At 64.3% G+C, this 26,776-nt stretch carries 26 protein-coding genes; 23 read left to right on the top strand and 3 right to left on the bottom strand.

Features of this window, described 5'->3' with window-relative positions; translation table 11 throughout:
• Nucleotides 1-1,023, top strand: coding sequence for a magnesium chelatase ATPase subunit I (gene bchI, locus BMY71_RS08840; protein ID WP_092683105.1), 1,023 nt, complete (start codon nucleotides 1-3; stop codon nucleotides 1,021-1,023).
• Nucleotides 1,020-2,786 (top strand): magnesium chelatase subunit D, encoded by a 1,767-nt coding sequence (locus BMY71_RS08835; protein ID WP_092683103.1) that lies wholly within the window; start codon nucleotides 1,020-1,022, stop codon nucleotides 2,784-2,786. Before bchI ends, BMY71_RS08835 begins: the two co-directional genes overlap by 4 nt.
• Before the next feature lie 161 nt (nucleotides 2,787-2,947).
• Here the strand turns inward: BMY71_RS08835 and hemE are convergent, their stop codons facing one another.
• The gene (hemE, locus tag BMY71_RS08830) at nucleotides 2,948-3,994 is read right to left on the bottom strand and encodes a uroporphyrinogen decarboxylase (protein ID WP_175557635.1); all 1,047 of its coding nucleotides are present in this window, start codon (nucleotides 3,992-3,994) and stop codon (nucleotides 2,948-2,950) included.
• Nucleotides 3,995-4,105: 111 nt separating this feature from the next.
• On the opposite strand from hemE, the gene BMY71_RS08825 reads away from it, so the two are divergent.
• The 7 genes from BMY71_RS08825 to BMY71_RS24865 all read left to right on the top strand — a co-directional run bounded on the left by BMY71_RS08825 (nucleotide 4,106) and on the right by BMY71_RS24865 (nucleotide 10,055).
• Nucleotides 4,106-5,059 (top strand): alpha/beta fold hydrolase, encoded by a 954-nt coding sequence (locus BMY71_RS08825; protein WP_092683101.1) that lies wholly within the window; start codon nucleotides 4,106-4,108, stop codon nucleotides 5,057-5,059.
• Nucleotides 5,060-5,069: 10 nt separating this feature from the next.
• Nucleotides 5,070-5,960, top strand: a complete 891-nt coding sequence (gene bchO / locus BMY71_RS08820) for an alpha/beta fold hydrolase BchO (RefSeq protein ID WP_092683099.1) — start codon at nucleotides 5,070-5,072, stop codon at nucleotides 5,958-5,960.
• Between the two features lie 77 nt (nucleotides 5,961-6,037).
• Nucleotides 6,038-7,573 (top strand): phytoene desaturase, encoded by a 1,536-nt coding sequence (locus BMY71_RS08815; protein WP_011504151.1) that lies wholly within the window; start codon nucleotides 6,038-6,040, stop codon nucleotides 7,571-7,573.
• Nucleotides 7,570-8,619 (top strand): phytoene/squalene synthase family protein, encoded by a 1,050-nt coding sequence (locus BMY71_RS08810; RefSeq protein ID WP_011504150.1) that lies wholly within the window; start codon nucleotides 7,570-7,572, stop codon nucleotides 8,617-8,619. Before BMY71_RS08815 ends, BMY71_RS08810 begins: the two co-directional genes overlap by 4 nt.
• A gap of 228 nt (nucleotides 8,620-8,847) precedes the next feature.
• Nucleotides 8,848-9,750 carry an oxygen-dependent coproporphyrinogen oxidase gene (hemF, locus tag BMY71_RS08805; RefSeq protein WP_092683185.1) on the top strand — a complete coding sequence of 301 codons (903 nt, stop codon included), beginning with the start codon at nucleotides 8,848-8,850 and terminating at the stop codon, nucleotides 9,748-9,750.
• 21 nt (nucleotides 9,751-9,771) lie between these two features.
• Complete coding sequence (locus BMY71_RS25430) at nucleotides 9,772-9,906, top strand: hypothetical protein (protein ID WP_011504148.1); 135 nt, start codon at nucleotides 9,772-9,774, stop codon at nucleotides 9,904-9,906.
• Complete coding sequence (locus BMY71_RS24865; RefSeq protein WP_011504147.1) at nucleotides 9,903-10,055, top strand: hypothetical protein; 153 nt, start codon at nucleotides 9,903-9,905, stop codon at nucleotides 10,053-10,055. The genes BMY71_RS25430 and BMY71_RS24865 overlap by 4 nt, the downstream gene beginning before the upstream one ends.
• A gap of 55 nt (nucleotides 10,056-10,110) precedes the next feature.
• Here the strand turns inward: BMY71_RS24865 and BMY71_RS08800 are convergent, their stop codons facing one another.
• Together BMY71_RS08800 and crtD are read right to left on the bottom strand one after the other, a co-directional pair.
• Nucleotides 10,111-11,064 (bottom strand): carotenoid 1,2-hydratase, encoded by a 954-nt coding sequence (locus BMY71_RS08800; protein WP_011504146.1) that lies wholly within the window; start codon nucleotides 11,062-11,064, stop codon nucleotides 10,111-10,113.
• A gap of 6 nt (nucleotides 11,065-11,070) precedes the next feature.
• Nucleotides 11,071-12,645: a 1-hydroxycarotenoid 3,4-desaturase CrtD gene (crtD, locus tag BMY71_RS08795; protein WP_092683097.1), complete on the bottom strand. Its 1,575-nt coding sequence runs from the start codon at nucleotides 12,643-12,645 to the stop codon at nucleotides 11,071-11,073.
• A 121-nt stretch (nucleotides 12,646-12,766) separates the two neighbouring features.
• Here crtD and BMY71_RS08790 point away from each other — a divergent pair, with 121 nt between their 5' ends.
• The 14 genes from BMY71_RS08790 to BMY71_RS08725 all read left to right on the top strand — a co-directional run bounded on the left by BMY71_RS08790 (nucleotide 12,767) and on the right by BMY71_RS08725 (nucleotide 26,775).
• Nucleotides 12,767-13,633 carry a polyprenyl synthetase family protein gene (locus BMY71_RS08790; protein ID WP_011504144.1) on the top strand — a complete coding sequence of 289 codons (867 nt, stop codon included), beginning with the start codon at nucleotides 12,767-12,769 and terminating at the stop codon, nucleotides 13,631-13,633.
• A gap of 140 nt (nucleotides 13,634-13,773) precedes the next feature.
• Nucleotides 13,774-14,916 carry a methyltransferase gene (locus BMY71_RS08785; RefSeq protein WP_092683095.1) on the top strand — a complete coding sequence of 381 codons (1,143 nt, stop codon included), beginning with the start codon at nucleotides 13,774-13,776 and terminating at the stop codon, nucleotides 14,914-14,916.
• A gap of 68 nt (nucleotides 14,917-14,984) precedes the next feature.
• Entirely contained in the window at nucleotides 14,985-15,923 is a 939-nt protein-coding gene (gene bchC, locus BMY71_RS08780; RefSeq protein WP_011504142.1) for a chlorophyll synthesis pathway protein BchC, read from the top strand.
• The gene (locus tag BMY71_RS08775) at nucleotides 15,923-16,921 is read left to right on the top strand and encodes a chlorophyllide a reductase iron protein subunit X (RefSeq protein ID WP_011504141.1); all 999 of its coding nucleotides are present in this window, start codon (nucleotides 15,923-15,925) and stop codon (nucleotides 16,919-16,921) included. Before bchC ends, BMY71_RS08775 begins: the two co-directional genes overlap by 1 nt.
• Nucleotides 16,922-16,946: 25 nt before the next feature.
• Entirely contained in the window at nucleotides 16,947-18,569 is a 1,623-nt protein-coding gene (gene bchY, locus BMY71_RS08770) for a chlorophyllide a reductase subunit Y (protein ID WP_092683093.1), read from the top strand.
• Nucleotides 18,569-20,020, top strand: a complete 1,452-nt coding sequence (gene bchZ / locus BMY71_RS08765; protein WP_011504139.1) for a chlorophyllide a reductase subunit Z — start codon at nucleotides 18,569-18,571, stop codon at nucleotides 20,018-20,020. Before bchY ends, bchZ begins: the two co-directional genes overlap by 1 nt.
• A gap of 76 nt (nucleotides 20,021-20,096) precedes the next feature.
• Entirely contained in the window at nucleotides 20,097-20,321 is a 225-nt protein-coding gene (locus BMY71_RS08760; RefSeq protein WP_011504138.1) for a hypothetical protein, read from the top strand.
• A gap of 152 nt (nucleotides 20,322-20,473) precedes the next feature.
• On the top strand, nucleotides 20,474-20,677 hold the full coding sequence (pufB, locus tag BMY71_RS08755; protein ID WP_041805439.1) for a light-harvesting antenna LH1, beta subunit: 204 nt from the start codon (nucleotides 20,474-20,476) through the stop codon (nucleotides 20,675-20,677).
• Nucleotides 20,678-20,689: 12 nt separating this feature from the next.
• On the top strand, nucleotides 20,690-20,869 hold the full coding sequence (gene pufA, locus BMY71_RS08750) for a light-harvesting antenna LH1, alpha subunit (RefSeq protein WP_011442873.1): 180 nt from the start codon (nucleotides 20,690-20,692) through the stop codon (nucleotides 20,867-20,869).
• Nucleotides 20,870-21,001: 132 nt separating this feature from the next.
• Complete coding sequence (pufL, locus tag BMY71_RS08745; protein ID WP_011504136.1) at nucleotides 21,002-21,835, top strand: photosynthetic reaction center subunit L; 834 nt, start codon at nucleotides 21,002-21,004, stop codon at nucleotides 21,833-21,835.
• 27 nt (nucleotides 21,836-21,862) lie between these two features.
• The gene (gene pufM, locus BMY71_RS08740) at nucleotides 21,863-22,786 is read left to right on the top strand and encodes a photosynthetic reaction center subunit M (RefSeq protein WP_011504135.1); all 924 of its coding nucleotides are present in this window, start codon (nucleotides 21,863-21,865) and stop codon (nucleotides 22,784-22,786) included.
• Between the two features lie 323 nt (nucleotides 22,787-23,109).
• Nucleotides 23,110-24,543: a transcriptional regulator PpsR gene (ppsR, locus tag BMY71_RS08735; RefSeq protein WP_092683091.1), complete on the top strand. Its 1,434-nt coding sequence runs from the start codon at nucleotides 23,110-23,112 to the stop codon at nucleotides 24,541-24,543.
• Complete coding sequence (gene chlG / locus BMY71_RS08730) at nucleotides 24,536-25,429, top strand: chlorophyll synthase ChlG (RefSeq protein ID WP_011504133.1); 894 nt, start codon at nucleotides 24,536-24,538, stop codon at nucleotides 25,427-25,429. The genes ppsR and chlG overlap by 8 nt, the downstream gene beginning before the upstream one ends.
• A 2-nt stretch (nucleotides 25,430-25,431) precedes the next feature.
• The gene (locus tag BMY71_RS08725; protein ID WP_092683183.1) at nucleotides 25,432-26,775 is read left to right on the top strand and encodes a BCD family MFS transporter; all 1,344 of its coding nucleotides are present in this window, start codon (nucleotides 25,432-25,434) and stop codon (nucleotides 26,773-26,775) included.
• Nucleotide 26,776: the final 1 nt, after the last annotated feature.

Below are 26,776 nucleotides of genomic sequence, written 5' to 3'. Positions count from 1 at the left end.
ATGGCGACAGTGTTCCCGTTCTCCGCCATCGTCGGCCAGGAAGAGATGAAACTCGCCTTGCTGATCGCGGCGATCGATCAGAAGGTCGGCGGCGTGCTGGCGTTCGGCGATCGCGGCGCCGGCAAGTCCACCGCGGTGCGCGCGCTGGCGGCGCTGTTGCCCAAGATGAAGGTCGTGGTCGGCTGCCGCTATAATTGCGATCCCGACCTGCCCGAACGCTTCTGCGAAGAGTGCAAGGAGAAGGCCAAGCACGGCAAGGTCAAGACCGCGCAGGTGCTGGTGCCGGTGGTCGATCTGCCGCTCGGCGCCACCGAAGACCGGGTCGTCGGCGCGCTCGATCTCGAACGTGCGTTGGCCAAGGGCGAGAAGGCATTTGAGCCGGGCCTGCTGGCGCGGGCGCATCGCGGCTTCCTCTACATCGACGAAGCCAATCTGCTCGAAGATCATCTGGTTGATCTGCTGCTCGACGTCGCCGCCTCCGGCGAGAACGTGGTCGAACGCGAAGGCCTCAGCATCCGCCATCCGGCGCGCTTCGTGCTGGTCGGCACCGGCAACCCCGAAGAAGGCGAGTTGCGTCCGCAATTGCTCGACCGGTTCGGCATGTCGGTCGAGGTCAAGACGCCCGACACGCTGCCGGAGCGCATCGAAGTGGTGCGCCGCCGCGATGCGTTCGAGAGCGATTCCACCGCCTTCCTCGAAGACTGGTCGAAGGAAGAGGCCAAGCTGCGGCGCAAGATCACCCAGGCCAAGGACCGGTTGCCCGACGTGAGCGTTCCCGACGCGGCGCTGGAACGCGCCGCCAGGCTGTGCATGACGCTCGGCACCGACGGCCTACGCGGCGAATTGACGCTGATGCGCGCCGCCCGCGCGCTCGCAGCGCTGGAGCACGACAAGATTGTCACCGACGATCATCTGAAGCGGATTGCGCCGTCGGCGCTGCGGCATCGGCTGCGCCGCAATCCTCTGGACGACGCAGGCTCGAGCGTTCGTGTCGATCGGGCGCTCGCTGAAATCTTCGGATGAGCATCTCGCTCGCATGGTCCGATGCGGTGACCGCGGCGCAGTTGTTCGCGGTCGACCCGGTCGGCACCGGCGGCGTGCTGCTGCGCTCGCGCGCGGGGCCGGTGCGCGACCGCTGGCTTGCGACGCTGCGCGCCGCGCTGCCGCCTGATCAACCCTACAGAAACCTGCCGCTGCATATTGCCGACGGTCGCCTGCTCGGCGGCCTCGATCTGTCGGCGACGCTGCTTGCCGGCCGCCCGGTCGCCGAGCGCGGTCTGCTGGCGGAAGCCGATGGCGGCGTGCTGGTCGTGGCGATGGCGGAGCGAATGCAGGCCTCGACCAACGTGTATCTCACCGCGGCGATGGACGCGCAGGAGACCGCGGTGGAGCGTGACGGCCTGTCGCTGCGGATGCCGGCGCGGTTTGGCGTCGTGGCGCTTGATGAAGGCCTCGAGGACGAGTTCTCGCCGGCCGGCCTGCGCGACCGGCTCGGATTCCACCTCGATCTCGATCAGTTCGCCTGGCGTGACACCGAGGATTTCCCGGTGCAGCTCGACGACATCATCGCGGCCCGTGCCCGTCTTGCTGGAATTAAAGTCGGTCGTGAGCAGATCGAAGCGATCTGCACCGCCGCTGCGGCGCTCGGCATCATCTCGCTGCGTGCGCCGCTGCTGGCGATCCGCGCGGCGCGGGCGAGCGCGGCGCTGTTCGACCGGGTCAACATCGAGCAGGACGACATCACGCTTGCCGCGCGGCTGGTGCTGGCGCCACGCGCGATGGTTTTTCCGCAGTCCGATCAGCCGGACGAGGCCGAACCGCCTCCGCCCGAGCCTCCGCCGGAAGACAATTCCGAGGACAACAACGACCAGGAACAGCAGACGCCGGATATCGACCGCGCGCTCGACGAGGTGATCCTCGCGGCAGTCAAGGCGGCGATGCCGCCCGGCGTGCTGGAAGCGCTGCGCGCTTCCGCCGGCCGCGCGCGGGCCCGCTCGGCCGGCAAGGCCGGCGAGTTGCAGAAGTCGAAGAAGCGCGGCCGCCCCACCGGCAGCGTGCGCGGCGAATTGCGCGACGGCTCCAAGCTCAACGTCATCGAGACGCTGCGCGCCGCGGCGCCGTGGCAGCCGCTGCGCCGGCGTCAGGCGGAAGGCCGCCCCGGCAGCGCGCCGCGTATTCTCGTCGAGAAGGACGATTTCCGCATCGCGCGCTTCAAGCAGCGCACCGAGACCATCACCATCTTCGTGGTCGACGCCTCGGGCTCGGCGGCGCTGCATCGTCTCGCCGAAGCCAAGGGCGCGGTCGAATTGTTACTTGCCGACTGCTATGTGCGCCGCGATCAGGTGGCCATGATCGCGTTCCGCGGCAGCATCGCCGAAATCCTGCTGCCGCCGACGCGGTCGTTGGCGCGCGCCAAGCGCAGCCTCGCGGGTCTGCCGGGCGGCGGCGGCACGCCGCTCGCAGCCGGACTCGACGCAGCGTTCATGCTGGCCGATTCGATCAAGCGCAAAGGTCAGACGCCGACCGTGATCGTGCTGACCGACGGCCGCGCCAACATCGCGCGCGACGGCGCGCCGGGCCGGCCGCAGGCCGAGGAAGACGCCAAGGCGTCAGCGCGGCAATTCCGTGTCGCGGCGATCAATTCGGTGGTGATCGACATGTCGCCGCGGCCGGGGCCGCAGGCCGAGTCCTTCGCCAAGGAAATGGACGCACGCTATTTGCCGATGCCCCACGCCGACGCCACCGTCTTGGCGAAAGCGGTGACCGCAGCGACGCGCGCCGGCTGATCGGTTCTGCGCCCGCGCCTGACGCGCGAAAATCATGCTCGCGTAACAATCTGGAGCGGGATGACGATTCGAAGATTTGTCCCGTTCTCAGCTCGATCCAATCAGCATGAAAAAAGCCGGTGCTTTCGCACCGGCTTTGATCATTGATCGGGACGTCAGTCTCAGCCTTTGAAGGCGCGGACCCGCTTCACCATCTGCTCGACATGCGCGATCGAGGCGTCCGGCGTGATGCCGTGGCCGAGATTGAAGATGTGGCGACCGGCCGAGAAGTTCTTCAGCACGTCGTCCACCCCTTGGTCGAGCGCCGAGCCGCCGGCGATCAGCAAAAGCGGGTCGAGGTTGCCCTGCACGGCGACCTTGGTCTGCACCTGGTCACGCACCATCTTTGGCTCCGCCGTCCAGTCGATGCTGACGGCGTCAACGCCGGTGCGCTCGATGAAGGCCGGCAGCAGCGCGCCGGCGCCGCGCGGGAAGCCGATGATCTTGGCGTCGGGCTTCACCTTGCGGACGCCTTCGACGATGCGGCGGGTCGGCTCGATGCACCACTTTTCGAATTCGCGCGGCGGCAGGATGCCGCCCCAGGTGTCGAAGATCTGCAGCACGTCGGCGCCGGCTTCGAGCTGCTTCAGCAGATACTGAATCGAACTCTCGACCAGTACATCGATGATCTTGGCGAAGGCGCCGGGGTGCTGATACGCCATCAGCCGCGCCGGATGTTGATCCGACGTGCCCTGGCCGGCGACCATGTAGGTCGCGACCGTGAACGGCGCGCCGCAGAAGCCGATCAGCGTCGTCTCGGGCGCGAGCTCGCTGCGCACAATTCGCAGCGCTTCGAACACCGGCTCGAGCTTGCCGAGGTCGATCGCGCCGTTGAGCGTGCCGACCAGGTCCGGCGAGTTCAGCGGATCGAGCCTCGGACCCTCGCCGACCTCGAAGCGGACCGCGCGCCCGAGCGCGTACGGCACTACCAGAATGTCGGAAAAGATGATCGCGGCGTCGAAACCGAAGCGCCGGATCGGCTGCAACGTCACCTCGGCGGCGAGTTTGGGGTTGAAGCACAGATCGAGGAAGCTTCCGGCTTCGGTGCGGGTGGCGCGGTACTCCGGCAGGTAACGGCCTGCCTGTCGCATCATCCACATCGGGGGCGAGGCTTGCCGATTTCCGGAAATGACCTCAATGAAAGGTTTTGTCACCAGTTTCTGTGTCAAGAGAGATACCCATTGTTATACGACAAGCGCTCTTGACGGTCTGATACACTGCCAACACCGTCTTGACCACGTCGAGATGCGGCCGGAGCGGCCGTGAACAGGATTTTCGAGATGAACGCCACCGCACCCACCCCCGGATCGTCCGCGACGCGCCGCGAAGGACCGGATCTTCCTGCACCGGTCTCCGGAGAACGCCATGACATCGACAGTTTCGGCGGCCGGCTGACCTATTGGGCCGCGTCGCCTGAAGCATCGACGTCGGAACCGCCGATGCTCCTCATCCACAGCATCAATGCCGCGGGATCGGCCTATGAGATGAAACCGATCTACGAGCACTACGCCAGGAGCCGCCCGGTCTATGCGATCGAGCTGCCCGGCTTTGGTCATTCGTCGCGCGCCAAGCGTCAATACACAATTCGGATGATGACGGATGCGATTCATTCCGTCGTCGGCGAAATCCAGAAGGCGCATGGCGACACGCCGATCGACGCGATCGCATTGTCGCTCAGCAGTGAGTTTCTCGGGCGCGCAGCCGCCGAGACGCCGAAGGCCTTCCGCAGCGTCGCTCTGGTCAGTCCGACCGGCTTCGATCGCAGGCAGTTGCGCTGGGTGAAGGGATCGCGCGCGATTCCGTGGTTGCATGCGTTCTTCGAAAATCCGCTGTGGAGCGAGGGAGTGTTCGGTCTGCTGACGAAGAAGTCGGTGATCGCCTGGTTCCTGCGCAAGACGTTCGGCTCGCCGAACATCGATCGCGGCCTGCTCGACTACGACTATCTGACGACGCATCAGCCCGGTGCGCAGCACGCGCCTTATTACTTCGTCACCGGCTATCTGTTCAGCCAGGACGTGCTGCGGCTCTATCAGGACCTGAAGATGCCGGCATGGCTATCGCACGGCGTGCGCGGCGACTTCGTCGACTACGCCAACAAGAGCACGGTGGAAGGCCGACCGAACTGGACGGTGACCGTGTTCCAGACCGGCGCAATGCCGCATTTCGAGATCCCCGACGAATTCCTCCGCAGCTACGACGAATTCCTCGCGCGGGTCGCGAGGTCTGCCGCCTGAGGCAGTTGCGATGAGCGGACTCGACTGGAGCAGGGATGGCGCCGACTGGCCGCACCGGGAATCCAGCCGGTTCGTGGAGGCCGGCGGCTTCCGCTGGCACATCCAGCAGATGGGTCCGGTCGATGCGCCGGCGCTGTTGCTGGTCCACGGTACCGGCGCGGCTTCGCATTCCTGGCGTGGGCTCGCGCCCTTGCTGGTGCGGCATTTCAGGGTGACCGCGCCGGACCTGCCCGGCCATGGCTTCACGCAATCGCCACGCGCGCATCGGCTGTCATTGCCGGGCATGGCCGCTGATCTCGGCGCGCTGCTGCAGGTGCTGAACGTATCCCCGAAGATCGTCGTCGGGCACTCTGCAGGCGCCGCGATCGCGGCGCGGATGTGCCTCGACGGTGCAATCTCGCCGCGGCTTCTGGTCAGCCTCAATGGTGCATTTCTGCCCTATGGTGGGCCGGCCGCGAATTTCTTCTCGCCATTGGCCAAGATGCTGGTGCTCAATCCGCTGGTGCCTGGATTGTTTGCCTGGCAGGCCGGCGGCCGCGGCGCTGTCGAGCGATTGATCGGCAATACCGGCTCGTCGATCGATCCGGCGGGAATCAAGCTCTATGGCAAGCTGGTGGGGAACTCGGGCCACGTCGCTGCAGCACTGCGGATGATGGCGAATTGGGATCTCGAGCCGTTGCTGAGGGCGTTGCCCGGGCTGAAACCGCAGCTCTTGTTGGTCGCAGCGGAAGGCGACCGCGCCATTCCGCCCTCGGTTGCCCGTAAGGTCCAGGAAATTCAGCCGAAAGCCGTCATCGAGCGGATTCCAGGTCTCGGCCATCTGGCCCATGAGGAGCGGCCGCAACTTGTCGCTGACCTTATCGAGCGATATTCGCTCGCGGGCGCTTCAAATGTCGAATAGATCAAAGACAGCGGTGTAAGGCTTACATTACACATTTGGACTGGTTCAGCTGTCAATTTTTCGTTACAGTGGTCCCCATGCTCGATCCAGGTCCCAAAACCGCTCCTCGTCTCCCTCGTGATCACGCACCGCACGCGGTGGTGATCGGCTCCGGCTTTGGCGGTCTCGCCGCCGCGGTCCGGCTCGGTGCCAAAGGGTACCGTGTCACCGTCTTGGAGAAGCTCGATAAGCCGGGCGGCCGCGCCTACGTCCACAAGCAGGACGGCTTCACCTTCGACGCAGGTCCGACCATCGTCACCGCGCCTTATCTGTTCGAAGAGCTGTGGAAGCTCTGCGGTAAGCGAATGTCCGACGACGTCACGCTGAAGCCGATGGCGCCGTTCTATCGCATCCGCTTCGACGACGGCACGCATTTCGATTATTCCGACGACCGCGATGCGGTGCTGGATCAGATCGCGAAGTTCTGCCCGGACGACGTGCCGGCCTACGACCGCTTCATGGCGGCGTCGCAGGCGATCTTCAAGGTCGGCTTCGAGCAACTCGGCGATCAGGCGTTCAGCCGCTTCACCGACATGCTGAAGATCGCGCCGGACATGATCAAGCTGGAGAGCTATCGCAGCGTCTACGGGCTGGTCGCGAAGCACTTCAAGGATCCGAAGCTGCGTCAGGTGTTCAGCTTCCATCCGCTGCTGATCGGCGGCAACCCGTTCATGTCGAGTTCGGTGTACTGCCTGATCACCTATCTGGAGAAGCAGTGGGGCGTGCACTCGGCGATGGGCGGCACCGGCAGCCTGGTGACCGGGCTGGTGAAGCTGATCGAAGGGCAGGGCAACGAGATCCGCTACAATCAGGACGTTCGCCAGATCGTCGTCGAGAACGGCGCCGCCTGCGGCGTCAAGCTCGCCGACGGCGAAGTGATCAAGGCCGACATCGTGGTGTCGAATGCGGATTCGGCCTCGACCTATCGTTATCTACTGGCGCCGGAGACGCGCAGCCGTTGGACCGACGCCAAGATCGAGAAGTCCCGTTACTCGATGAGCCTGTTCGTCTGGTACTTCGGCACGAAGCGGCGGTACGAGGACGTCAAACACCACACCATCCTGCTCGGCCCGCGCTACCGCGAGCTGATCACCGACATCTTCTCGCGCAAGATCGTCGCCGATGATTTCAGCCTGTATCTGCACCGCCCGACCGCGACCGATCCGTCGCTGGCGCCGCCCGGCTGCGATACGTTCTACGTGCTGTCGCCGGTGCCGAACCTGCTCGGCGACATCGACTGGACCACCAAGGCCGAGAGCTATCGCGCATCGATCGCCAAGATGCTCGGCGCCACCGTGCTGCCCGATCTCGAAAATCAGGTGGTGACCTCGAAGCTCACCACGCCGCTGGATTTCCGCGACCGGCTGTCGTCGTTCCGCGGTGCTGCGTTCGGGCTCGAGCCGGTGTTGTGGCAGAGCGCCTGGTTCCGGCCGCACAACCAGAGCGAAGACGTCAAGAATCTGTATCTCGTCGGCGCGGGAACGCATCCCGGCGCTGGTCTCCCCGGGGTGTTGTCCTCGGCACGCGTGCTCGATTCCCTGGTCCCCGAGGCTGACAGTCTGGTGAATTCATGACCGTACATTCCGATATGCTGGCCTGCCGCGTGATGATCAAGGAAGGTTCGCGCACGTTTCACGCCGCGTCGAAGGTGCTGCCGCGCCGGATCAGCGATCCGGCGATTGCGCTGTACGCGTTTTGTCGCGTCGCCGACGACGCCGTCGATCTCGGCCTCGATCGCAGCAATGCGGTCGAAGTGCTGAAGGACCGACTCGACCGCGCCTGTCGCGGTCTGCCCCGGCCATATCCGTCGGATCGCGCCTTCGCCGACGTGATCGCGCGCTTCTCGATTCCGCCGGCGATTCCCGAGGCGCTGATCGAAGGTCTCGAATGGGACTCGCAGGGCCGCCGCTTCGAGACGTTGTCTGATCTCTACGGCTATGCCGCGCGCGTCGCCGGCACCGTCGGCGTGATGATGACGCTGGTGATGGGGCAGCGCAGACCGGACATTGTCGCGCGTGCCTGCGATCTCGGCTGCGCGATGCAACTCACCAACATCGCCCGCGACATCGGCGAGGACGCGCGCAACGGCCGCATTTACATGCCGCTGTCGTGGATGCGCGAAGCCGGGCTCGATCCGGAAAAGTGGCTCGCCGACCCGAAATTCACGCCGGAGATCGCCGGCATCGTCAAGCGGCTGATCGACACCGCGGATGCGCTGTACGATCGCGCCACGCTCGGCATCGCGAACCTGCCGCGCTCGTGCCGTCCCGGTATCTTCGCCGCGCGTGCGCTATATGCCGAGATCGGCCGCGAGGTCGAACGCTCCGCGCTCGATTCGGTGTCGGCTCGTGCGGTGGTCTCGACCGGGCGCAAGCTCGCTGTGCTGTCGCGGATGCTGGCGTTCCAGGAAACCCAATGGGCGCCCGCGAAGAATCTGCCGGCCAAGTTGGGCGACATGGAAGAAACCCGCTTCCTGATCGATGCGGTGATCGCCCATCCGGTCCGCGACTTGCAGCCGATGCCGCAGGTAAAGCCGATCGAGCAGAAGGTCGCCTGGCTGGTCGACCTGTTCACGCGGCTCGAACGCCGCGACCAGATGCTGCAACGCAGCCGGGTGTAGTTGCGTCGTCATGCCCGGGTTCGACCCGGGCATTCGCGCCTTCAGCCGGTCGAGTGCCTGTTTTCGCAGTTGGCCGGGGGCAAGCCCGGCCCTGATGCCATGGGGTTGGTGACGCTGCCCTCCTAAATTCAAGTGTGCCGCCGACAACTGCCAGTGATTTGCAAAAATCCTCGAAGGCGGTCAGCTTGCGTGATACCGATGGCGTCGAAAGCGCAACGGATCATGGCCATGACGATCGACACTGAACTCGACACCGCGACAACGAGCCGCGTCGAACACCAGCGGGCGCAGGCCCGCACCTGGTTCGAAAGCCTGCGCGACAGGATCTGCGCGGAGGTCGAGGCGCTGGAGCGCGAAGCGCCGGCCGAGCTGTTCCCCGGCACGCCCGCGACCTTCACCTACAAACCGTGGCAGCGGAAGACTGGCGCCGGCGGCGGTGTTGGCGGATTTCTGTCGAATGGCCGGCTGTTCGAGAAGATCGGCATCCACACGTCGTCGGCCAACGGCCGGCTCACGCCTGAAATGGCGAAGACTGTGCCGGGCGACGGCCAGAGCCTGGATTACGTCTCGACGAGTATCAGCCTGATCATGCATCCGCGCAGTCCGCGGGTCCCGACCGTCCACATGAACACGCGGTTTCTCTCGACCGCGCAGGGCTGGTTCGGCGGCGGCGCGGATCTGACGCCGATGCTGCCTGAGCAACGCAGCCAGGACGCCGAAGATGCTGTGACATTCCATGCCGCGATGAAGCGCGCTTGCGACGCCCATGATCCGGGCTACTACGGCAAGTTCAAACCTTGGGCGGACACCTACTTCTTTCTGCCGCATCGCGGCACGGCGCGCGGCGTCGGCGGCATCTTCTACGATCACCTCAACAGCGGCGATTTCGACCGCGACTTTGCCTTCACCCGCGACGTCGGGCTGGCGCTGCTCGCGGTCTATCCGAAGATCGTGCGCCAGCGGATGCAGGAATCGTGGACCGACGAGGAGCGCGCCCAGCAGCTCGCCTGCCGCGGGCTCTATGTCGAGTTCAATCTCTTGTACGATCGCGGCACGATGTTCGGGCTGCAGACCGGCGGCAACACCGAGACCATCATGAGTTCGATGCCGCCGCTGGTCAGTTGGAGCTGAGTCGCACGACGGAGGCGGACGATGGAGAACTATTACGGGCTGATCGAACTCGGCGTCGTGTTCTTCTGCCTGATCGCCGGCTGGTTCATCCTCGAGCATCAAGGCAAACGCCTCGACCGCGCCCGCGCCGAGCGGGAGAAGAAAGACGCGCCATGACCAGCGACAGCGCGTTCAACTATTTCGAGATCCTGATGCTCGGAATGTTCGCCGCAAGCTGGCTCATCCTCGAATGGCAAGGCAAAAGGCTGGATAAAAAGCGCGAGGCGGAGAAGGCGAAGAGCGAAACACCCCCCAAAAGCAATTGATGCCACTTTGGCCGGGCTTTGTCCCGGCCATCCAAGGATGCGGCCGCGGCCGCCCTTACTTCCTCCGCGGCATCCGGAACGGCAGCATCGCCTGCACGATCGGCATGCGGAAGCGGTCGAGGGAGAGGCTCTCGTGCACCAGCGTCACCGGTTCGCCGAGCAACGTCGTCGCCACCATCGAGCGGGCGTAGAACGGAGTGTCTTCGAGGGTGCGCAGCACTTTGGCGTCGCGCTCGCTGCGCGCGCTGCGGCTGACCTTCCAGCCTGAGCGCGGCAGCGTCATGAGGGGCGGCTGAGCAAAGCGTTCCATGTTGCCCTGGGCGTCGAAAGTGACCGCAAGATCGAGGCGGCTGCCGTCGCGGCGCTCGGCTTCGTAGAGGATCGCGGTTTTGTCGCGGAGCGCGCCGCGCGCCCATTCCCAATGGCTGAAGCCGGTCTCGATCGGCGCGTCGCCGGCATTGGTGTCGATATAGGCTTCGCCCTGCCAGTTCAGCTTCGGCTGGTCCAGCGTCACTTCGATTCGCGAGCGTGGTGCGATCGGCCACCAGCGATGATTGCCGTCTTCGTTGAGCACGAAGCACTGTTTGGTGACGGTCGTCGGAATGACCCGGACGCGTCCCCTGATGCGCCCCGGGATCGGTGCGCAGACTTCGTTGATGTTGATGGTCAGCGCCTTGCCGTCCCAGGCGAGGTCGCTCGGTCCGATCAGCAGGGAGCTGAGATTGCGGGCAACGCGGCCGCGCGCGCGCTCCGTCATCGTCCAGCGCTTGCCGGCGCTGTGATACAGCCCGACGTTCAGCGCGCAATGATTGAGCGGGTCGGCTGCAGCGCCGCGGCGTGCGAACGCGTAGTAGGGCGAAAATACGCTGCCGATGAAGGCGATGATGGTGAGGCCTTCGCTGCCATCGTCACTGATCGCGTCGACATACCACCAGGCATAGCCGTTGGGCGGGACGTCGAGGTTGAATCCGGCGCGGCGTTCGTCGGTCTCGTTGGGCCAGGCAATCATTGATTGTTACGTTTGGTTGTTCGCTTCGGTTGAGGTGGCGACCGGCCGCAGCAACGGCTTCAGCCCCTGCAGCTCGGTCTCGATATCGGCGATCAGGCTCGCCGCGGCGGCGCGGCCGGAGAGGCCGGCCATCGGCACGCCGGGGCCGGGATGGGTGCTGCCGCCCGCGAGATACAGGCCCGGAATCTTGGTGCGAGCACCGGGGCGCTCGAAAGATGCGGTCCAGCCATGGGAGGCGCGGCCGTAAAGCGCGCCGCCGGTCGCGGGAAACAAGCGGTTGAAATCCGCCGGCGTCGTCACCTCGGTTTTGCCGGGCTTCTGTTGGATACGTAGCCCGCAGCGCTCCAAGACGCCGAAGGTCCGCTCTGCATAGCGTGCGATCTCTGTTTCGTCGAATGATTTGCGATCGCCGACCGGCGGCGCGTTGACCAGCACCAGCAGTTCTTCCTCGCCGCCCTGGTCGAGCATTGCTTCGTCGTCGATGCGATCCTGGCCGCAGACATAGACGGTCGGCTCGCTTGGCATTTCGCCGCGCTTGAAGATGTCGGTGAACTCACGCGCATAGTCGCGCGAGAAGAACACCGTGTGCCGGCTGAGCGGAAACCCATCGGTCTTCGCGACCATGCTCCACGTCATCGCCGACAGCGACCGAACCTTCGGAGCGATCGGCGCGACCGCGCGTTGCACCGATTCGCCGAACAGGCCGCCGGGCAGCGCGCCGACATCGGCGTTGACGATCACCGACTGCGCTTCGATCCGCTCGCCATTCGCGAGAATCACGCCGGCGGCGTGGCCGCCCGACACCATGATCTCACGGACTTCCTGTTCGTAGCGGATGGTGGCGCCGAGCGAAGTCGCGCAGTCGGCGAGCGCGCGGGCCAGCGCGTGCATGCCGCCTTCGATGATCCAGACGCCCTGCTGTTCGACATGGGCGACCAGCATCAGCGTTGCCGGCGCCTGAAACGGCGATGATCCACAATAAGTCGAATACCGCCCAAACAATTGGCGCAGTCGCGGGTCGTGGAAGTAATCACCCAGCGCATTCCACATCGTGGTGAAGGGACGGATCTTGCGCAGTTCGATCAGGCCGCCGAGCCCGTTTCCGGTGACCAGTCCGAACAGGCTCGGTGCGGTGGCGCGCAAGAATGGCCGTTCGAGGATCTGATAGATTCGCCGGCTGTCGGCGCAAAATTGCCGATAGCGTTTGGCCTCGGCGCTTCCCGCGAAATCGCCGATCGCATCCGTCGAACGCGCCTCGTCGGCGAACAGATCGAGCCGTGTTGTCGCATCCCAGGCGTGGCGTGCCAGCACGGAGAGGGGGCGTAGCCGGACGTGATCGGCGAAGTCCAGCCCGGCAGAGGCGAACAGCTCCTCAAACACCCAGCGCATGGTGAAAACGGTCGGGCCGCTGTCGATCCGCGAGGCGCCGATTCCGACCTCGCGGATCTTGCCGCCGGGAGCAGCCGCGCGCTCGACCACGGTCACGTCCAGACCGCGGGCGGACAAGGCGAGGGCGGAGGTCAGTCCGGCCACGCCCGCGCCGATCACCACCACGCGATTCTTTCCGGTCTGATCTCTCATTCCAGCTCTCGACTCCGCCTTAAGTGTCATTGCGCCATGTCATTGACAGGTGTCCATAATAACTTACAGTTGCGCATGACAAGTTAAATTGACACTTGCTGCCTCAGAGCGGGAGTCTGCCATGGATGTGACCAATCGGATCGAGCGTGCTCTTACCGAAGCGCTCAGCCAGGCAGATCTGGCAGGATGCCCGCCTCGCTTGGCGGCTGCAATGCGCAGTGCGGTGTTCCCGCGCGGCGCTCGTGTCCGGCCCCGGCTCTGCCACAGCGTGGCTTTGGCCTGCGGCGAGGACAATCCCGCCGCAACAGAAGCCGCCGGCGCGGCACTTGAATTGATGCATTGCGCCTCGCTGGTTCACGACGATCTGCCCTGCTTCGATGGCGCTGATATCCGCCGCGGCCGTCCCTCGGTGCACAAGGCGTTCGGCGAGCCGCTCGCTGTGCTGACGGGAGACGCGCTGATCGTGCTGGCGTTCCAGACCATTGCCCGCGTCAATTGCGCGCCGGACCGGCTGCTGAAGCTCACTCAGGTCGTCGGCGGCGCCGTCGGCGTGCCGCTCGGCATCGTCGCCGGTCAGGCGTGGGAATGCGAATCCGAAATCAATCTCGCACATTATCACCGCTCCAAGACCGGCGCGTTGTTCGTCGCCGCGACTGCGGCGGGTGCGGCCTCGGCCGGCGCCGATCCGGAGCCGTGGCGGCTGGTAGGCGAGAAGATCGGCGAAGCCTATCAGGTCGCCGACGATCTGCGCGACGCCGCCGCTGACGAGGACGAAATCGGCAAGCCGGTCGGTCAGGATATCGCCCATGATCGCCCGAGCGCGGTGCGCGAAATGGGCATTGACGGCGCGGTGTTCTATCTGAAGTCGCTGGTCCGCGGCGCAATCGAGGCGATGCCGCCCTGCGCCAACGGCAACGAACTTCGCTCGCTGATCATGTCGGAGGCCACGCGCCTGGTGCCGGCGAAGCTGGCGCAATCCGCGGCGTGATGCGGCGCTGGCGAGCCATGCCGATTCGCGTGAACGCGACGCGTCAAACAACAATCTAAAGCTTCGGATCTCATCAGACCGAAGCTTCTGGAGCCCAGCCACGGCTTGGCCTGCGAGGCCGGCCGGTGGTAGCAGTGACAATGATTTCCTCGAGCCTGCGCGATCGGCTGCTCGGTTGGCGCGATTCGATTCTGTCGAATCCGCGCTTTCAGCGCTTTGCCGCGGTGTTTCCATTGACGCGGCGTGTCGCGCGGCGCCGCGCCGCCGCGATGTTCGATCTCGTCGCTGGCTTCGTCTATTCCCAAATCCTGCTGGCCTGCGTGCAGTTGCGGCTGTTCGATTTGCTTGCGGAGCGTCCTGCCAGCGTCGACGAGCTCGCCACGCGACTGTCATTGCCGCGGGAATCGATGCAGATGCTGCTCGACGGAGCGACGGCGCTCAAGCTGGTGCAGCCGCGTAGCCAGGGCCGCTACGGCCTCGGCCAGCTCGGCGCTGAGCTATGCGGCAATCAAGGCGTGCTGGCGCTGGTCGAGCACCATGCGATGCTATACCGCGACCTCGCCGATCCTTTGGCCCTGCTGCGCGGGCCGCGCGGCGGTGGCGAACTCGCGGCGTATTGGGCCTATGTCCGCGGCGAGCGACCGGCCGACCTCGGATCGGAGCAGGTCTCGTCCTACACCGCGCTGATGGCGGCGTCGCAGCCGATGATTGCCCGCGAAGTGCTACATGCCTTCTCTTTCCGGGCGTATCGCTGCCTGCTCGACGTCGGCGGCGGCGACGGATCGTTTTTGTCGGCTGTCGCCGCGCAGAATCCAGAGCTCCGCTGCATCCTGTTCGACTTACCGGCGGTCGCCGAGAAGGCGGCAGAGCGGTTTCGGGTCACTGGACTGGCGGACCGGGCGACCGCGGTCGGCGGCAGCTTCCGCACCGATCGGCTGCCCGAAGGCGCCGACATCGTTTCGCTGGTGAGGGTCATTCACGACCACGACGACGAGGTCGTGGCCGAGCTGCTGGACGCCGTCCATAACGCCCTCCCGGATCAGGGGAAATTGCTGATCGCCGAGCCGATCGCCGGCCTGCCGGGCACGGAATCGATCTCGGATGCCTATTTCGCCTTTTATCTGAGGGCGATGGGAACCGGTAAAGCCAGGACGTTCGAGCGGCTGCGCGACCTGCTGGAAACAGCCGGATTCACCCAGATCGAGCTCCATTCTGTGCCGATGCCCCTGGTGGCATCCGTGATTACCGCAATCAAGCGCTCCAAATGTGTTAATCTGGCTTGACACTGTCGTCCGTCAGTTTAGCATGACACTCGGCGGCGGGTCTCTGCCGCGCGAATTTGGAGTAGGCGATGGATACCATCGCGGTCGTCCTCAAGCAGCCGCAACACGTCGAACTCAGTCGCCTGGCTCTCACCCCGCCGACTGCTGACGACGTTGTTGTCGATGTTGCATGGAGCGGTGTCAGCACCGGTACCGAGCGGCTGTTGTGGTCCGGCCGGATGCCGGCGTTCCCCGGAATGGGGTACCCGCTTGTGCCTGGCTATGAGTCCGTCGGCGAAGTGGTCGAGGCCGGATCGGCAACCGATCTGAAGCCCGGCCAAATGGTGTTCGTGCCCGGGGCGAAATGCTTCGGCGAAGTCCGCGGTCTGTTCGGCGCCTCGGCGTCGCGTCTCGTCGTTCCGGCCAAGCGCGTGGTGCCGCTCGATCAGCAGCTCGGTGAGCGCGGCATCCTGATCGCGCTCGCCGCCACTGCCTATCACGCCATTGCCGCCCGCAATGCTGCGCCGCCGGACTGCATCGTCGGTCACGGCGTGCTCGGACGCCTGCTGGCGCGGATCTCGATCGCGCTCGGCAATCCGCCGCCGGTGGTGTGGGAGAAGAACCCGATCCGCAGCGGCGGGGCCGATGGCTACGCCGTGGTCGATCCCGAGACCGACGAGCGCCGCGACTACAAGAGCATCTACGATGTCAGCGGCGATCCAAAATTGCTCGATTCTTTGATCTGTCGCATCGCGGCGACCGGAGAGATCGTGCTCGCTGGCTTCTACAGCGAGCCTTTGTCGTTCGCGTTCCCTCCGGCCTTCATGCGCGAAGCCCGGATCCGGATCGCGGCGGAATGGCAGCCGGCGGATATCGGCGCCACCAAGGCGCTGATCGACACCGGCAAGCTCTCGCTGGACGGATTGATTACTCACCATCAGGAAGCGGCTTCCGCGCCTGACGCCTACCGCATCGCGTTCGAAGATCCCGCCTGCCTCAAAATGGTTCTGAACTGGAGATTGTCCTGATGAACGTCGTTCCGACGATCAACCTGCAAGACGCGCAACTCCGGGCCGAGGCGTCGATCGAGCCCGACGCCCCGGTGACGACTCCTGTCACCAAGGAAACCCAGATTATCGCGATCTACGGCAAGGGTGGCATCGGCAAGAGCTTCACGCTCGCCAACCTGTCCTACATGATGGCGCAACAGGGCAAGAAGGTGTTGCTGATCGGCTGCGATCCGAAGAGCGACACCACGTCTCTGCTGTTCGGTGGCAAGGCCTGTCCGACCATTATCGAGACCTCGTCGAAGAAAAAGCTCGCCGGCGAGGAAGTGAAGATCGGCGACGTCTGCTTCAAGCGCGACGGCGTGTTCGCGATGGAGCTCGGCGGCCCTGAAGTCGGTCGCGGCTGCGGCGGTCGCGGCATCATCCACGGTTTCGAACTGCTCGAGAAGCTCGGCTTCCACGAGTGGGGCTTCGACTACGTGCTGCTCGATTTCCTCGGCGACGTGGTATGCGGCGGCTTCGGTCTGCCGATCGCGCGCGACATGTGTCAGAAGGTGATCGTGGTCGCATCCAACGACTTGCAGTCGTTGTATGTCGCCAACAACGTCTGCTCCGCGGTCGAGTATTTCCGCAAGCTCGGCGGCAATGTCGGCGTCGCCGGTATGGTGATCAACAAGGACGACGGCACCGGCGAGGCGCAGGCCTTCGCCACTGCGGTGGGCATTCCGGTTCTTTCGGCAATTCCGGCCGACGACGACATCCGCAAGAAGAGCGCCAACTACGAGATCATCGGCAAGCCCGATGGCGAATGGGGGTCGCTGTTCGAGACCCTGGCCGCGAATGTCGCCACCGCACCGCCGGTTCGTCCCAATCCGCTCACGCAGGACGGTCTGCTCGGTCTGTTCACGAGCGACATCACCGGCCGTGACGTCGTGCTGCTGCCGGCCACGATCGAAGACATGTGCGGCGCCTCGGTGCTGAACAAGCCGTCGCTCGAAGTCATCTACGACGCGGTTTGAGTCACAGCGTGTCCCGGAGTTCGAGATGACCGTCATGCCCCGCTATTCCGGCCCGATCGGCGAATCGATCGTCAGCGATCCGACCGACATGGACGTTTCGGCGGATGCTGACGGCGCTGTGCCTGCTGCTGCCGGCACGACGCCCGCTATCAATGCGGCGGCGACCAAGGCCGATGGTCTCGGTTGCCACGCCGGCGCCGCCGAAATGAAAGCTGCCGCCGAGAGCGCCGGTAAGAGTGAAATTCTCGATCGCTACGCCGAAGACTATCCGAAGGGGCCGCACGATCAGCCGCAGAGCATGTGTCCGGCGTTCGGGTCGCTGCGCGTCGGCCTGCGGATGCGTCGCACCGCGACGATCCTGTCCGGCTCGGCCTGCTGCGTCTACGGCCTGACCTTCACGTCGCACTTCTACGGCGCGCGCCGTACCGTCGGCTACGTGCCGTTCAGTTCGGAAACGCTGGTCACCGGCAAGCTGTTCGAGGACATCCGCGAGGCGGTGTTCAAGCTCGCTGATCCCGAGCACTACGACACCATCATTATCACCAATCTTTGCGTGCCGACCGCTTCCGGCGTGCCGCTCGATCTGCTGCCGAATGAAATCAACGGCGTGCGTATCATCGGCATCGACGTGCCGGGCTTTGGCGTGCCGACCCATGCCGAAGCCAAGGACGTGCTGTCCGCGGCGATGCTGGAATACGCCCGCAAGGAAGCGGAGCAGGGCCCTGTGCAGGCGCCCCGCGGCGGCCGCAGTGAGCGGCCGACCGTGACGCTGCTCGGCGAGATGTTCCCGGCCGATCCGGTCGGCATCAACATGATGCTGGAGCCGCTCGGTCTTGCTGCCGGTCCGGTCGTGCCGACCCGCGAATGGCGCGAACTCTATGCTGCGCTCGACTGTCAGGTGGTCGCGGCGATCCATCCGTTCTACACCGCTTGCATCCGTCAGTTCGGTCTCGCCGGCCGCAAGACCGTCGGCTCGGCGCCTGTCGGCCATGACGGCACCGAAGCCTGGCTCGAGGCGATCGGCACGGCTTGCAACGTCGAGCGCGCCAAGATCGACGCCGCCAAGAACCGTTTCCTGCCCGCGATCAAGGCGGCGCTCGCCGCCAAGCCGATCAACGCTCGTATCACCGTGTCGGGCTATGAAGGTTCGGAATTGCTGGTCGCGCGGCTGCTGATCGAGAGCGGCGCGCAGGTGCCTTATGTCGGAACTGCGGCTCCGCGCACGCAATGGTCGGATCCGGATCGCGAATGGCTCGAGGCCAAGGGCGTTCAGGTTCAGTACCGCGCTTCGCTCCAGCATGACTATGCGGCGATCGACGAGTTCAAGCCGGACCTGGCGATCGGCACTACGCCCGTGGTGCAGAAGGCCAAGACCATGGCGATCCCGGCTTTGTATTTCACCAACCTGATCTCGGCGCGGCCGCTGTTCGGCGTCGCTGGCGCCGGCTCGCTGGCGCAGGTGGTCAACGCCGCGCTCGGAAATCAGGCGCGCTTCGACGAGATGAAGGAATTTTTCGGCGAGGTCGGGCAGGGCTTTGCGGCAGGCGTCTGGGAAGACACCCCGAAAGACAATCCGGCGTTCCGCGAGAAATACAGGAAGCAGATCGAAGCCGCAGCCAAGAAGCGCAAAGCTGAGGAGATGATCTGATGCTTGTCCTGGATCATGATCGCGCCGGCGGCTATTGGGGCGCCGTCTATGCCTTCACCGCGGTGAAGGGCCTGCAGGTGATCATCGACGGCCCAGTCGGCTGCGAGAACCTGCCGGTGACCTCGGTGCTGCATTACACCGACGCGCTGCCGCCGCACGAATTGCCGATCGTCGTCACCGGTCTCGGCGAAGACGAACTCGGCAAGCTCGGCACCGAAGGCGCGATGAAGCGCGCGCACCGCACGCTCGACCCGTTCCTGCCAGCCGTGGTGGTGACAGGTTCGATCGCCGAAATGATCGGCGGCGGCGTCACGCCCGAAGGCACCAACATCAAGCGCTTCCTGCCGCGCACCATCGACGAAGACCAGTGGCAGAGTGCTGACCGCGCCATCGTCTGGCTGTGGAAAGAATACGGCCCGAAGAAGATTCCGGAGCGCAAGCCGCTGTCGCCGGACGTCAAGCCGCGGGTCAACATCATCGGCCCGATCTACGGCACCTTCAACATGCCGTCCGACCTCGCGGAAATCCGCCGCCTGATCGAAGGCATCGGCGCCGAAGTCAACATGGTGTTTCCGCTCGGCTCGCACCTCGCCGATATTCCGAAGCTGGTGAATGCCGATGTCAACGTCTGCATGTACCGCGAATTCGGCCGCCTGCTGTGCGAGGCGCTGGAGCGGCCCTATCTGCAGGCGCCGATCGGGCTGCATTCGACCACGCGCTTCCTGCGCAAGCTCGGCGAGCTCACGGGTCTCGATCCGGAGCCGTTCATCGAGCGTGAGAAGAACACCACGATCAAGCCGCTGTGGGACCTGTGGCGCTCGGTGACCCAGGACTTCTTCGGCACTGCGAGCTTTGCGGTCGTCGCCACTGATACTTATGCCCGCGGCGTGCGAAATTTCCTCGAGACGGAAATGGGCCTGCCGTGCACCTTCGCAGTGTCGCGCAAGGCCGGCGTGAAGCCGGACAACGACGCGGTTCGCACCGCGATTCGGCAGACTCCGCCGCTGATTATGTTCGGTAGCTACAACGAAAGAATGTACCTCGCCGAATCGGGCTCGCGCGCGATCTACATCCCGGCGTCGTTTCCGGGCGCGGTGATCCGCCGCCATCTCGGTACGCCGTTCATGGGCTACTCGGGCGCGACCTATCTGGTGCAGGAAGTGTGCAACGCGCTGTTCGATGCGCTGTTCAACATCCTGCCGCTCGGCAGCGATCTCGATCGCGTCGATCCGACTCCGGCGCGTCGTCACGAAGAGCTGCTCTGGAGCGACGAAGCCAAGGCGCTGCTCGACGAAGTGCTCGAGGCGCATCCGGTGCTGGTGCGGATTAGCGCAGCAAAGCGTTTGCGCGACGCAGCTGAAAACAGCGCGCGCCGTGCCGGCCAAGAGCAGGTGACGAAAGAATTTGTCAGTAAAGCACGTGCGGCGCTCTTGGATGGGCAGTCGGCGTGAGATGATTTGAGCTAGAACAATGCGCTTCACAATCGCGCGACCAAATATGCGCAATCCAAGGGTGAGGAGTTGATCGATGTCCGACTACGTTCACACCGGCCGTCGCTCGAGGGTGCTTCACGATAACGCTGCTGTCGAATGCCGGCTGATGTTCGGTGCGTGCTACGCGCTGTTTCTGATCCGAGCTGTCGTGACGCGTGCGATGCCGTGGCGCAAGACGACGGAGCAACGTGAATCGGTGTTTGGTGAAGCGCACAACGCTGCAAGCGTTCTGGTCACCTCGTCGTTCATGGGGATGTAATTCGAATTTCGTCCGGCTTGCCGGACGGAACACTGCCGTTCTCGGAAACGAAACGGTAACTCGCTGTCGTTTCGGAAACGATACGGCAATCATTTGCCGCCCACGCTCGGGCGGCGAGTCGGCCGAAAGGCCATCACTAGGAGGTGTACCAAATGAGTGACGGTTCCATCTCGGGACTTTCCGAAGCGGAAGCCAAGGAATTCCACTCGATCTTCGTGACGAGCTTCTTCCTCTTCATCGTCGTCGCTGTGGTTGCTCACATCCTTGCTTGGATGTGGCGTCCGTGGCTGCCGAGCGCGACCGGCTACAAGACTGCGCTCGATAGCGTCCAGCAAATCGCTTCGTATCTGTGCTAAGGGGAGACTACTATGTGGCGAATTTGGCTTCTGTTTGATCCGCGTCGCGCGCTGGTCCTGCTGTTCGTGTTCCTGTTCGGCCTGGCCATCATCATCCACTTCATCCTGCTGAGCACCAGCCGGTTCAACTGGCTGGACGGCCCGAAGAAGACGGCTGAGATCTCTCAGACCTACACCAGCATGCCCGTCTAAATGGCATGACGCTCTGCTTACCGGAACGGACGGGAAACGGACTGAGCTGCCGGGCTCGTCCGCTTCCGGGAAGCTACCTGGACTGGATCACTACGATGGATTTTCCCTGGCGCGCTCGCGGAGGAACGATCGATGGCAATGCTCAGTTTTGAGAAAAAATACCGCGTTCGTGGCGGAACGCTAATCGGGGGCGACCTGTTCGATTTTTGGGTTGGCCCGTTTTATGTCGGGTTCTTCGGGATCGCGACGGTCTTCTGCGCGCTCATGGGGATCGCGCTGATCATCTGGAATACGGCTCTCGGCCCGACCTGGAATCTGTGGCAGATCAGCGTCAATCCGCCGGACGCCAAGTACGGCTTGGGTTTCGCCCCGCTCACTGAAGGCGGAATCTGGCAGTGGGTGACGATCTTCGCAACCGGCGCATTTGTTGCTTGGGCGCTGCGTGAAGTGGAAATTTGCCGCAAGCTTGGCATCGGCTATCATGTGCCGTTCGCTTTCAGCTTCGCGATTTTCGCCTATGTGACGCTGGTGGTGATCCGTCCGGTGCTGATGGGCTCCTGGAGCTATGGCTTCCCCTACGGCATCTTCACGCATCTGGATTGGGTCTCGAACACCGGCTACGCCTACGGCCAGTTCCACTACAATCCCGCGCATATGATTGCGATCACGTTCTTCTTCACGACCTGTCTGGCGCTGGCGCTGCATGGCGGTCTGGTTCTCTCGGCCCTCAATCCGGACCGTGGCGAGCCGGTGAAGTCTCCGGAGCATGAGAATACGATCTTCCGCGATCTGGTTGGCTATTCGATCGGCACGATCGGCATTCACCGCCTCGGTCTGTTCCTTGCGCTGGCGGCTGTGTTCTTCAGTGCAGTTTGCATGATCATCAGCGGTCCGGTTCTCGCCGAGGGTGGCTCGTGGCCCGATTGGTGGAATTGGTGGCGGAATCTTCCGATCTGGAAACAGTAATTCAACCGGTCACAAGAGAGTCTTGTCATGGCCCAATATCAGAACATCTTCACACAGGTCCAGGTTGAAGGACCTGCCTATGCGGGGGTGCCGCTACGACCCGGCAGCTCCCCCCGTGAGACCAAGACCACGTTCAGCTACTGGCTTGGTAAGATCGGTGACGCTCAGGTAGGTCCTGTCTATCTCGGCTTCACTGGTGTTGCCTCGTTGTTGTGCGGCCTCGTAGCATTCGAGATCATTGGTCTCAACATGCTGGCGCAGGTCGATTGGAGCCCGATCGAGTTCCTGCGGCAGTTCTGCTGGCTGGCGCTAGAGCCGCCGAAGCCGGAATACGGCCTCTCGATCCCGCCGTTGAAGGAAGGCGGCTGGTGGCTGATGACCGGCTTCTTCCTGACCGTGTCCATCGCGCTGTGGTGGGTTCGGACCTATCGCCGCTCGCGGGCGCTCGGGATGGGTACTCACGTGTCGTGGGCGTTCGCTTCCGCGATCCTGCTGTACTTTTCGATCGGCTTCATCCAGCCCGTTCTGATGGGCTCCTTCAGTGAAGCTCCTCCGTTCGGCATCTTCCCGCATCTCGACTGGACCAACAACTTCTCGATCAAGTACGGCAATCTCTACTACAACCCCTTCCACTGTCTCTCGATCGCCTTCCTGTATGGCTCGGCACTGCTGTTCGCCATGCACGGTGCGACCATCCTCGCTGTGAGCCGCTACGGCGGCGAGCGCGAAATCGAGCAGATGCTGGACCGCGGTACCGCACTTGAACGCGCTGCTCTGTTCTGGCGCTGGACGATGGGCTTCAATGCGACGGCCGAATCGATCCATCGTTGGGCTTGGTGGTTTGCAGTGCTCTGCCCGCTGACCGGCGCGATCGGCATCATCCTCAGTGGCCCGGTGGTCGACAATTGGTTCGACTGGGGTGTGAAGCACGGGCTGGCGCCGCCGCGGTAACGCAACCCGACGTCAAACCCGACAAAGACAATGCGCGCGCCTGATTGATGAATACCGGTCAGGCGCGCGCTGTTACATTTAGACCGACCCCGTTATTAGACCCCGTCATTTCGTCTCGTCAGAGCAGCGTTTCCCTAGTTGGATAATGACGTGTGAGGCGACGTGCGGTAAAGGACGCCTCCCACGCGCCTTGAAGGCCAGACACAAGATCGAAAAAGAGACTCGGAGCCGCTCAGAAGGCGCGAGAAAAACAAGAAGACTCGACTTGTAGGACGCAGACGCCGAGGTGGAGGACGAGTTTTTGCTGGAGGATATTTGCCCTGGTGCAAGTGTTCAAATCTCCGAAGGAGTCGCTGGGGGATCTCGGTGCTCTTGCTGCTGCGAAGCTGATCGCTGCCGCGACCGACGTCGCGCTGGTGGTCGATACGCAAGGCGTCATCCGGGATGTGGCGTTCAACAAGGACGAGCTGGCACTGGAACTGGACGGGCAGGGCCGTTGGCTCGGCTCGCGGCTGATGGACATCGTCACGGCCGACACCCAGGCGAAAATCCGGGAGCTCCTGCTGGATGCCACTGTCCGCGACGTTCCGACTTGGCGTCAGGTCAATCATCCCTCACCCGGCGGTGAGGATGTTCCGGTGCTGTACTCGGCGATCAGCCTCGGGCGCGACGACCGGCTGCTGGTCGTGGGACGTGATCTGCGTCAACTCGCGATGATGCAACAGCGCCTAATCAATGCTCAGCAGTCCATGGAGCGGGATTACATCCGGCTGCGGCACGCAGAAACCCGCTACCGGCTGCTGTTTCAGGTCTCTTCGGAAGCTGTCATGATCGTCGATGCCAACAGCGAATTGATCGTCGACGCCAACCCGGCGACGCTGGCGCTTTTCGAAACGCCTGCGGCGCAGACGCTGAATTCAGCGGTTGCAGCCTATTTTGACGACGCCCACCAGCAGGCGGTGCTGAACACGTTGGCTGACGTTCGTTCCACCGGCCGTGACGGACGCGCGCGCGTGCGCCTCGCCAATAGCGGGCGTGAATGCGAATTGTCGGCGTCGCTGTTTCGGCAGGAGAACGCCTCGCTGTTTCTGATGCGCCTGACTTCGCAATCCGCGATTCCGGAAACCGGCGCAGCGAAGAGTGTCGCGCTGCTGCTGAAGTATTTCGAGGTCGCCGCTGACGCGATGGTGATCACCCACTACGACGGACGGGTGGTTCGGGCCAATCTCGCGTTTCTGGAAATGACGCAGCTTGGCAATGCCGAGCAGGCGCGCGGCGAATCGCTCGACCGCTGGCTCGGCCGCACCGGTGTCGATCTCAGTGTGGCGCTCGCCAATCTGCGTCAAAGCGGCGCGATCAAGTTGTTCGCCACAGTGCTGCGGGGCGAGTACGGCGCCTCGGCCGAGGTCGAGGTCTCGGCGGTGGCGCTCAACGACGTCGAGGACAAACCGTGCTTCGGCTTCGCGATCCGCAATGTCGAGAAACGCCTGCCGACTGCGCCGAGCTCTAAACGCGAGCTTCCGCGTTCGGTGGCGCAGCTCACGGAGTTGATCGGCCGGGTGCCGCTGCGGGATCTGGTGCGGGAAACCACCGATGTCATTGAAAAGCTATCGATCGAAGCGGCGCTCGAACTCACCGGCGACAACCGCGCATCGGCCGCCGATATGCTCGGCCTCAGCCGTCAAAGTCTTTACGTGAAGTTGCGCCGCTACGGCCTTGCAGAGCATGCGCCGGAAGGAGAGGCTGCTGATGAGTAACACCCTGGTCGTACGTCCGGCCGCGACCGACGTGCTCGAATTGCTGAAGCCGATCACCTGGTTTCCGCCGATGTGGGCGTTCGGGTGCGGCGTGGTGTCGTCGGGCGAGCCGCTGTCGCAGCGCTGGCCGCTGGTGATCGCCGGCATCATCCTCGCCGGTCCGATGCTGTGCGGCATGAGCCAGGCGGTGAACGACTGGTACGACCGGCATGTCGACGCCATCAACGAGCCGAATCGTCCGATCCCGTCGGGACGGATCCCGGGCAGTTGGGGCTTCTACATCGCGGTCGCATGGTCGGTGCTGTCAATGATGCTCGCGGCCACGCTGGGGCCGTGGGTGTTCGTCGCAGCGGCGCTCGGCCTGGTGATGGCGTGGGCCTACAGCATGCCGCCGGTCCGTTTGAAGCAGAACGGATGGTTCGGTAACGCGGCCTGCGGCCTGGCTTACGAGAGCCTGCCTTGGTTCACCGGCGCCGCCGTGATGTCGGCTTCGATACCGGACTGGCGCATCATCGTCGTCGCGCTGCTCTACGGCATTGGCGCTCACGGCATCATGACGCTGAACGACTTCAAGGCGATCGATGGCGACAAAAAGATGGGCGTCAATTCGCTGCCGGTGCTGCTCGGCGCCGAGAACGCCGCCCGGTTGGCCTGCGTAGTCATGGCGGTGCCGCAGCTCGTCGTGGTGGCGCTGCTGTTCGCCTGGGACCGGCCATATTACGCGATCGCTGTGTCCGCGCTGCTGGTGCTGCAGCTCGGCTTCATGTCGCACCTGCTGAAGGCCCCACGCGAGCGCGCGCCGTGGTATAATGGGACCGGAGTATCGAGCTATGTGCTCGGTATGCTGGTCAGCGCCTTCGCGCTGTCCTCGATCGGAGGGTCATGATCATGCTTCGACCGCTATCCTGGCTCGGCATCGTGCGGATGGGGCTGGTGCAAACCGGCCTCGGCGCCATCGTCGTGCTCACCACCTCGACCCTCAATCGGGTGATGGTGGTGGAGCTGGCGTTGCCGGCGATGCTGCCTGGCGCGCTGGTCGCGATTCATTACGCGCTGCAAGTGTTCCGTCCGGCCTGGGGCCACGGCTCCGATCGCGGCGCACGCCGCACGCCGTGGATCATCGGCGGCATGGCGGTGCTCGCGCTCGGCGGTTTCCTCGCCGCGGTCGCAACCGCATGGATGAGCACGCAGCCGCTGTTCGGCGTGGCGCTGGCGATCGTCGCGTTTTGTCTGATCGGCGGCGGCGTCGGCGCTGCCGGCACATCGCTGCTGGTGCTTCTGGCGAAGCGCACCGATGAGCGCCGCCGCGCCGCGGCCGCTACCATCGTCTGGGTGATGATGATCGCGGGCTTCATCGTCACCACCGGCTTCGCCGGCCATTTGCTCGATCCGTTTTCACCGTCGCGGCTGGTCGCGGTCTCGGGGGGCGTCTCGCTGATCGCGATGCTGCTCACCTTCATCGGCGTCTGGGGCGTCGAGGGCAGGGCCGGCGCCGCGGCGCCCGCCGCTCAGACGCAGGTCGACAAGGGCTCTTTCAGGGCCGCGATCAAGGAAGTCTGGGCCGAGCCGCAGGCGCGCCGGTTTGCGATCTTCGTGTTCGTCTCGATGCTCGCCTACAGCGCCCAGGATCTCATTCTGGAGCCCTTCGCCGGCGCAGTGTTCGGCTTCACCCCGGGCGAGACCACAAAGCTGTCGAGCGTGCAGCACGCCGGCACGCTGCTCGGCATGGCGCTGGTGCCGCTGATCGGCGCATTGTTTCCGAAGACACGCGGCAATCTCCAGGTCTGGACCGTAGGCGGCTGCGTCACTTCGGCGATCGCTTTGCTGTGCTTGTCCTCGGCGGCGCTGGTCGGCCCGACCTGGCCGCTGCGAGAGACCGTGTTCGTGCTCGGCGTCACCAACGGCGCTTACGCGGTGGCGGCGATCGGCTCGATGATGGCGCTGGTCAGCGCCGGCGGTGAAAAACGCGAAGGGGTTCGCATGGGGCTGTGGGGCGCAGCGCAGGCTATCGCGTTCGGCATTGGGGGCTTCGTCGGGACGCTTGCCAGCGATGTCGCGCGCTTCCTCCTGTCGTCGCCGGCGCTGTCTTATGCTTCAGTGTTCGCGGCCGAAGCCGGCCTGTTCATCGTCTCCGCGGTGATGGCGGTGTGGGTGCATCGCGCCCAGAAGCGCTCTGATCAAAGCCGCGGCGAAGTCGTCGATTTGTCAACTGCAGCAGTTGCGGGAGGTTGAG

Source organism: Rhodopseudomonas pseudopalustris, from assembly GCF_900110435.1.
GTDB classification, from domain to species: domain Bacteria; phylum Pseudomonadota; class Alphaproteobacteria; order Rhizobiales; family Xanthobacteraceae; genus Rhodopseudomonas; species Rhodopseudomonas pseudopalustris.
This window is presented reverse-complemented; position numbering and strand designations above follow the sequence as displayed.

Bases quoted from the DNA above. Each gene is read 5' to 3' on its own strand.
- bchI (WP_092683105.1), top strand. From the start codon at position 1: ATGGCGACAGTGTTCCCGTTCTCCGCCATCGTCGGCCAGGAAGAGATG.
- BMY71_RS08835 (WP_092683103.1), top strand. From the start codon at position 1,020: ATGAGCATCTCGCTCGCATGGTCCGATGCGGTGACCGCGGCGCAGTTG.
- BMY71_RS08825 (WP_092683101.1), top strand. From the start codon at position 4,106: ATGAACGCCACCGCACCCACCCCCGGATCGTCCGCGACGCGCCGCGAA.
- bchO (WP_092683099.1), top strand. From the start codon at position 5,070: ATGAGCGGACTCGACTGGAGCAGGGATGGCGCCGACTGGCCGCACCGG.
- BMY71_RS08815 (WP_011504151.1), top strand. From the start codon at position 6,038: ATGCTCGATCCAGGTCCCAAAACCGCTCCTCGTCTCCCTCGTGATCAC.
- BMY71_RS08810 (WP_011504150.1), top strand. From the start codon at position 7,570: ATGACCGTACATTCCGATATGCTGGCCTGCCGCGTGATGATCAAGGAA.
- hemF (WP_092683185.1), top strand. From the start codon at position 8,848: ATGACGATCGACACTGAACTCGACACCGCGACAACGAGCCGCGTCGAA.
- BMY71_RS25430 (WP_011504148.1), top strand. From the start codon at position 9,772: ATGGAGAACTATTACGGGCTGATCGAACTCGGCGTCGTGTTCTTCTGC.
- BMY71_RS24865 (WP_011504147.1), top strand. From the start codon at position 9,903: ATGACCAGCGACAGCGCGTTCAACTATTTCGAGATCCTGATGCTCGGA.
- BMY71_RS08800 (WP_011504146.1), bottom strand. From the start codon at position 11,064: ATGATTGCCTGGCCCAACGAGACCGACGAACGCCGCGCCGGATTCAAC.
- crtD (WP_092683097.1), bottom strand. From the start codon at position 12,645: ATGAGAGATCAGACCGGAAAGAATCGCGTGGTGGTGATCGGCGCGGGC.
- BMY71_RS08790 (WP_011504144.1), top strand. From the start codon at position 12,767: ATGGATGTGACCAATCGGATCGAGCGTGCTCTTACCGAAGCGCTCAGC.
- BMY71_RS08785 (WP_092683095.1), top strand. From the start codon at position 13,774: ATGATTTCCTCGAGCCTGCGCGATCGGCTGCTCGGTTGGCGCGATTCG.
- bchC (WP_011504142.1), top strand. From the start codon at position 14,985: ATGGATACCATCGCGGTCGTCCTCAAGCAGCCGCAACACGTCGAACTC.
- BMY71_RS08775 (WP_011504141.1), top strand. From the start codon at position 15,923: ATGAACGTCGTTCCGACGATCAACCTGCAAGACGCGCAACTCCGGGCC.
- bchY (WP_092683093.1), top strand. From the start codon at position 16,947: ATGACCGTCATGCCCCGCTATTCCGGCCCGATCGGCGAATCGATCGTC.
- bchZ (WP_011504139.1), top strand. From the start codon at position 18,569: ATGCTTGTCCTGGATCATGATCGCGCCGGCGGCTATTGGGGCGCCGTC.
- BMY71_RS08760 (WP_011504138.1), top strand. From the start codon at position 20,097: ATGTCCGACTACGTTCACACCGGCCGTCGCTCGAGGGTGCTTCACGAT.
- pufB (WP_041805439.1), top strand. From the start codon at position 20,474: ATGAGTGACGGTTCCATCTCGGGACTTTCCGAAGCGGAAGCCAAGGAA.
- pufA (WP_011442873.1), top strand. From the start codon at position 20,690: ATGTGGCGAATTTGGCTTCTGTTTGATCCGCGTCGCGCGCTGGTCCTG.
- pufL (WP_011504136.1), top strand. From the start codon at position 21,002: ATGGCAATGCTCAGTTTTGAGAAAAAATACCGCGTTCGTGGCGGAACG.
- pufM (WP_011504135.1), top strand. From the start codon at position 21,863: ATGGCCCAATATCAGAACATCTTCACACAGGTCCAGGTTGAAGGACCT.
- chlG (WP_011504133.1), top strand. From the start codon at position 24,536: ATGAGTAACACCCTGGTCGTACGTCCGGCCGCGACCGACGTGCTCGAA.
- BMY71_RS08725 (WP_092683183.1), top strand. From the start codon at position 25,432: ATGCTTCGACCGCTATCCTGGCTCGGCATCGTGCGGATGGGGCTGGTG.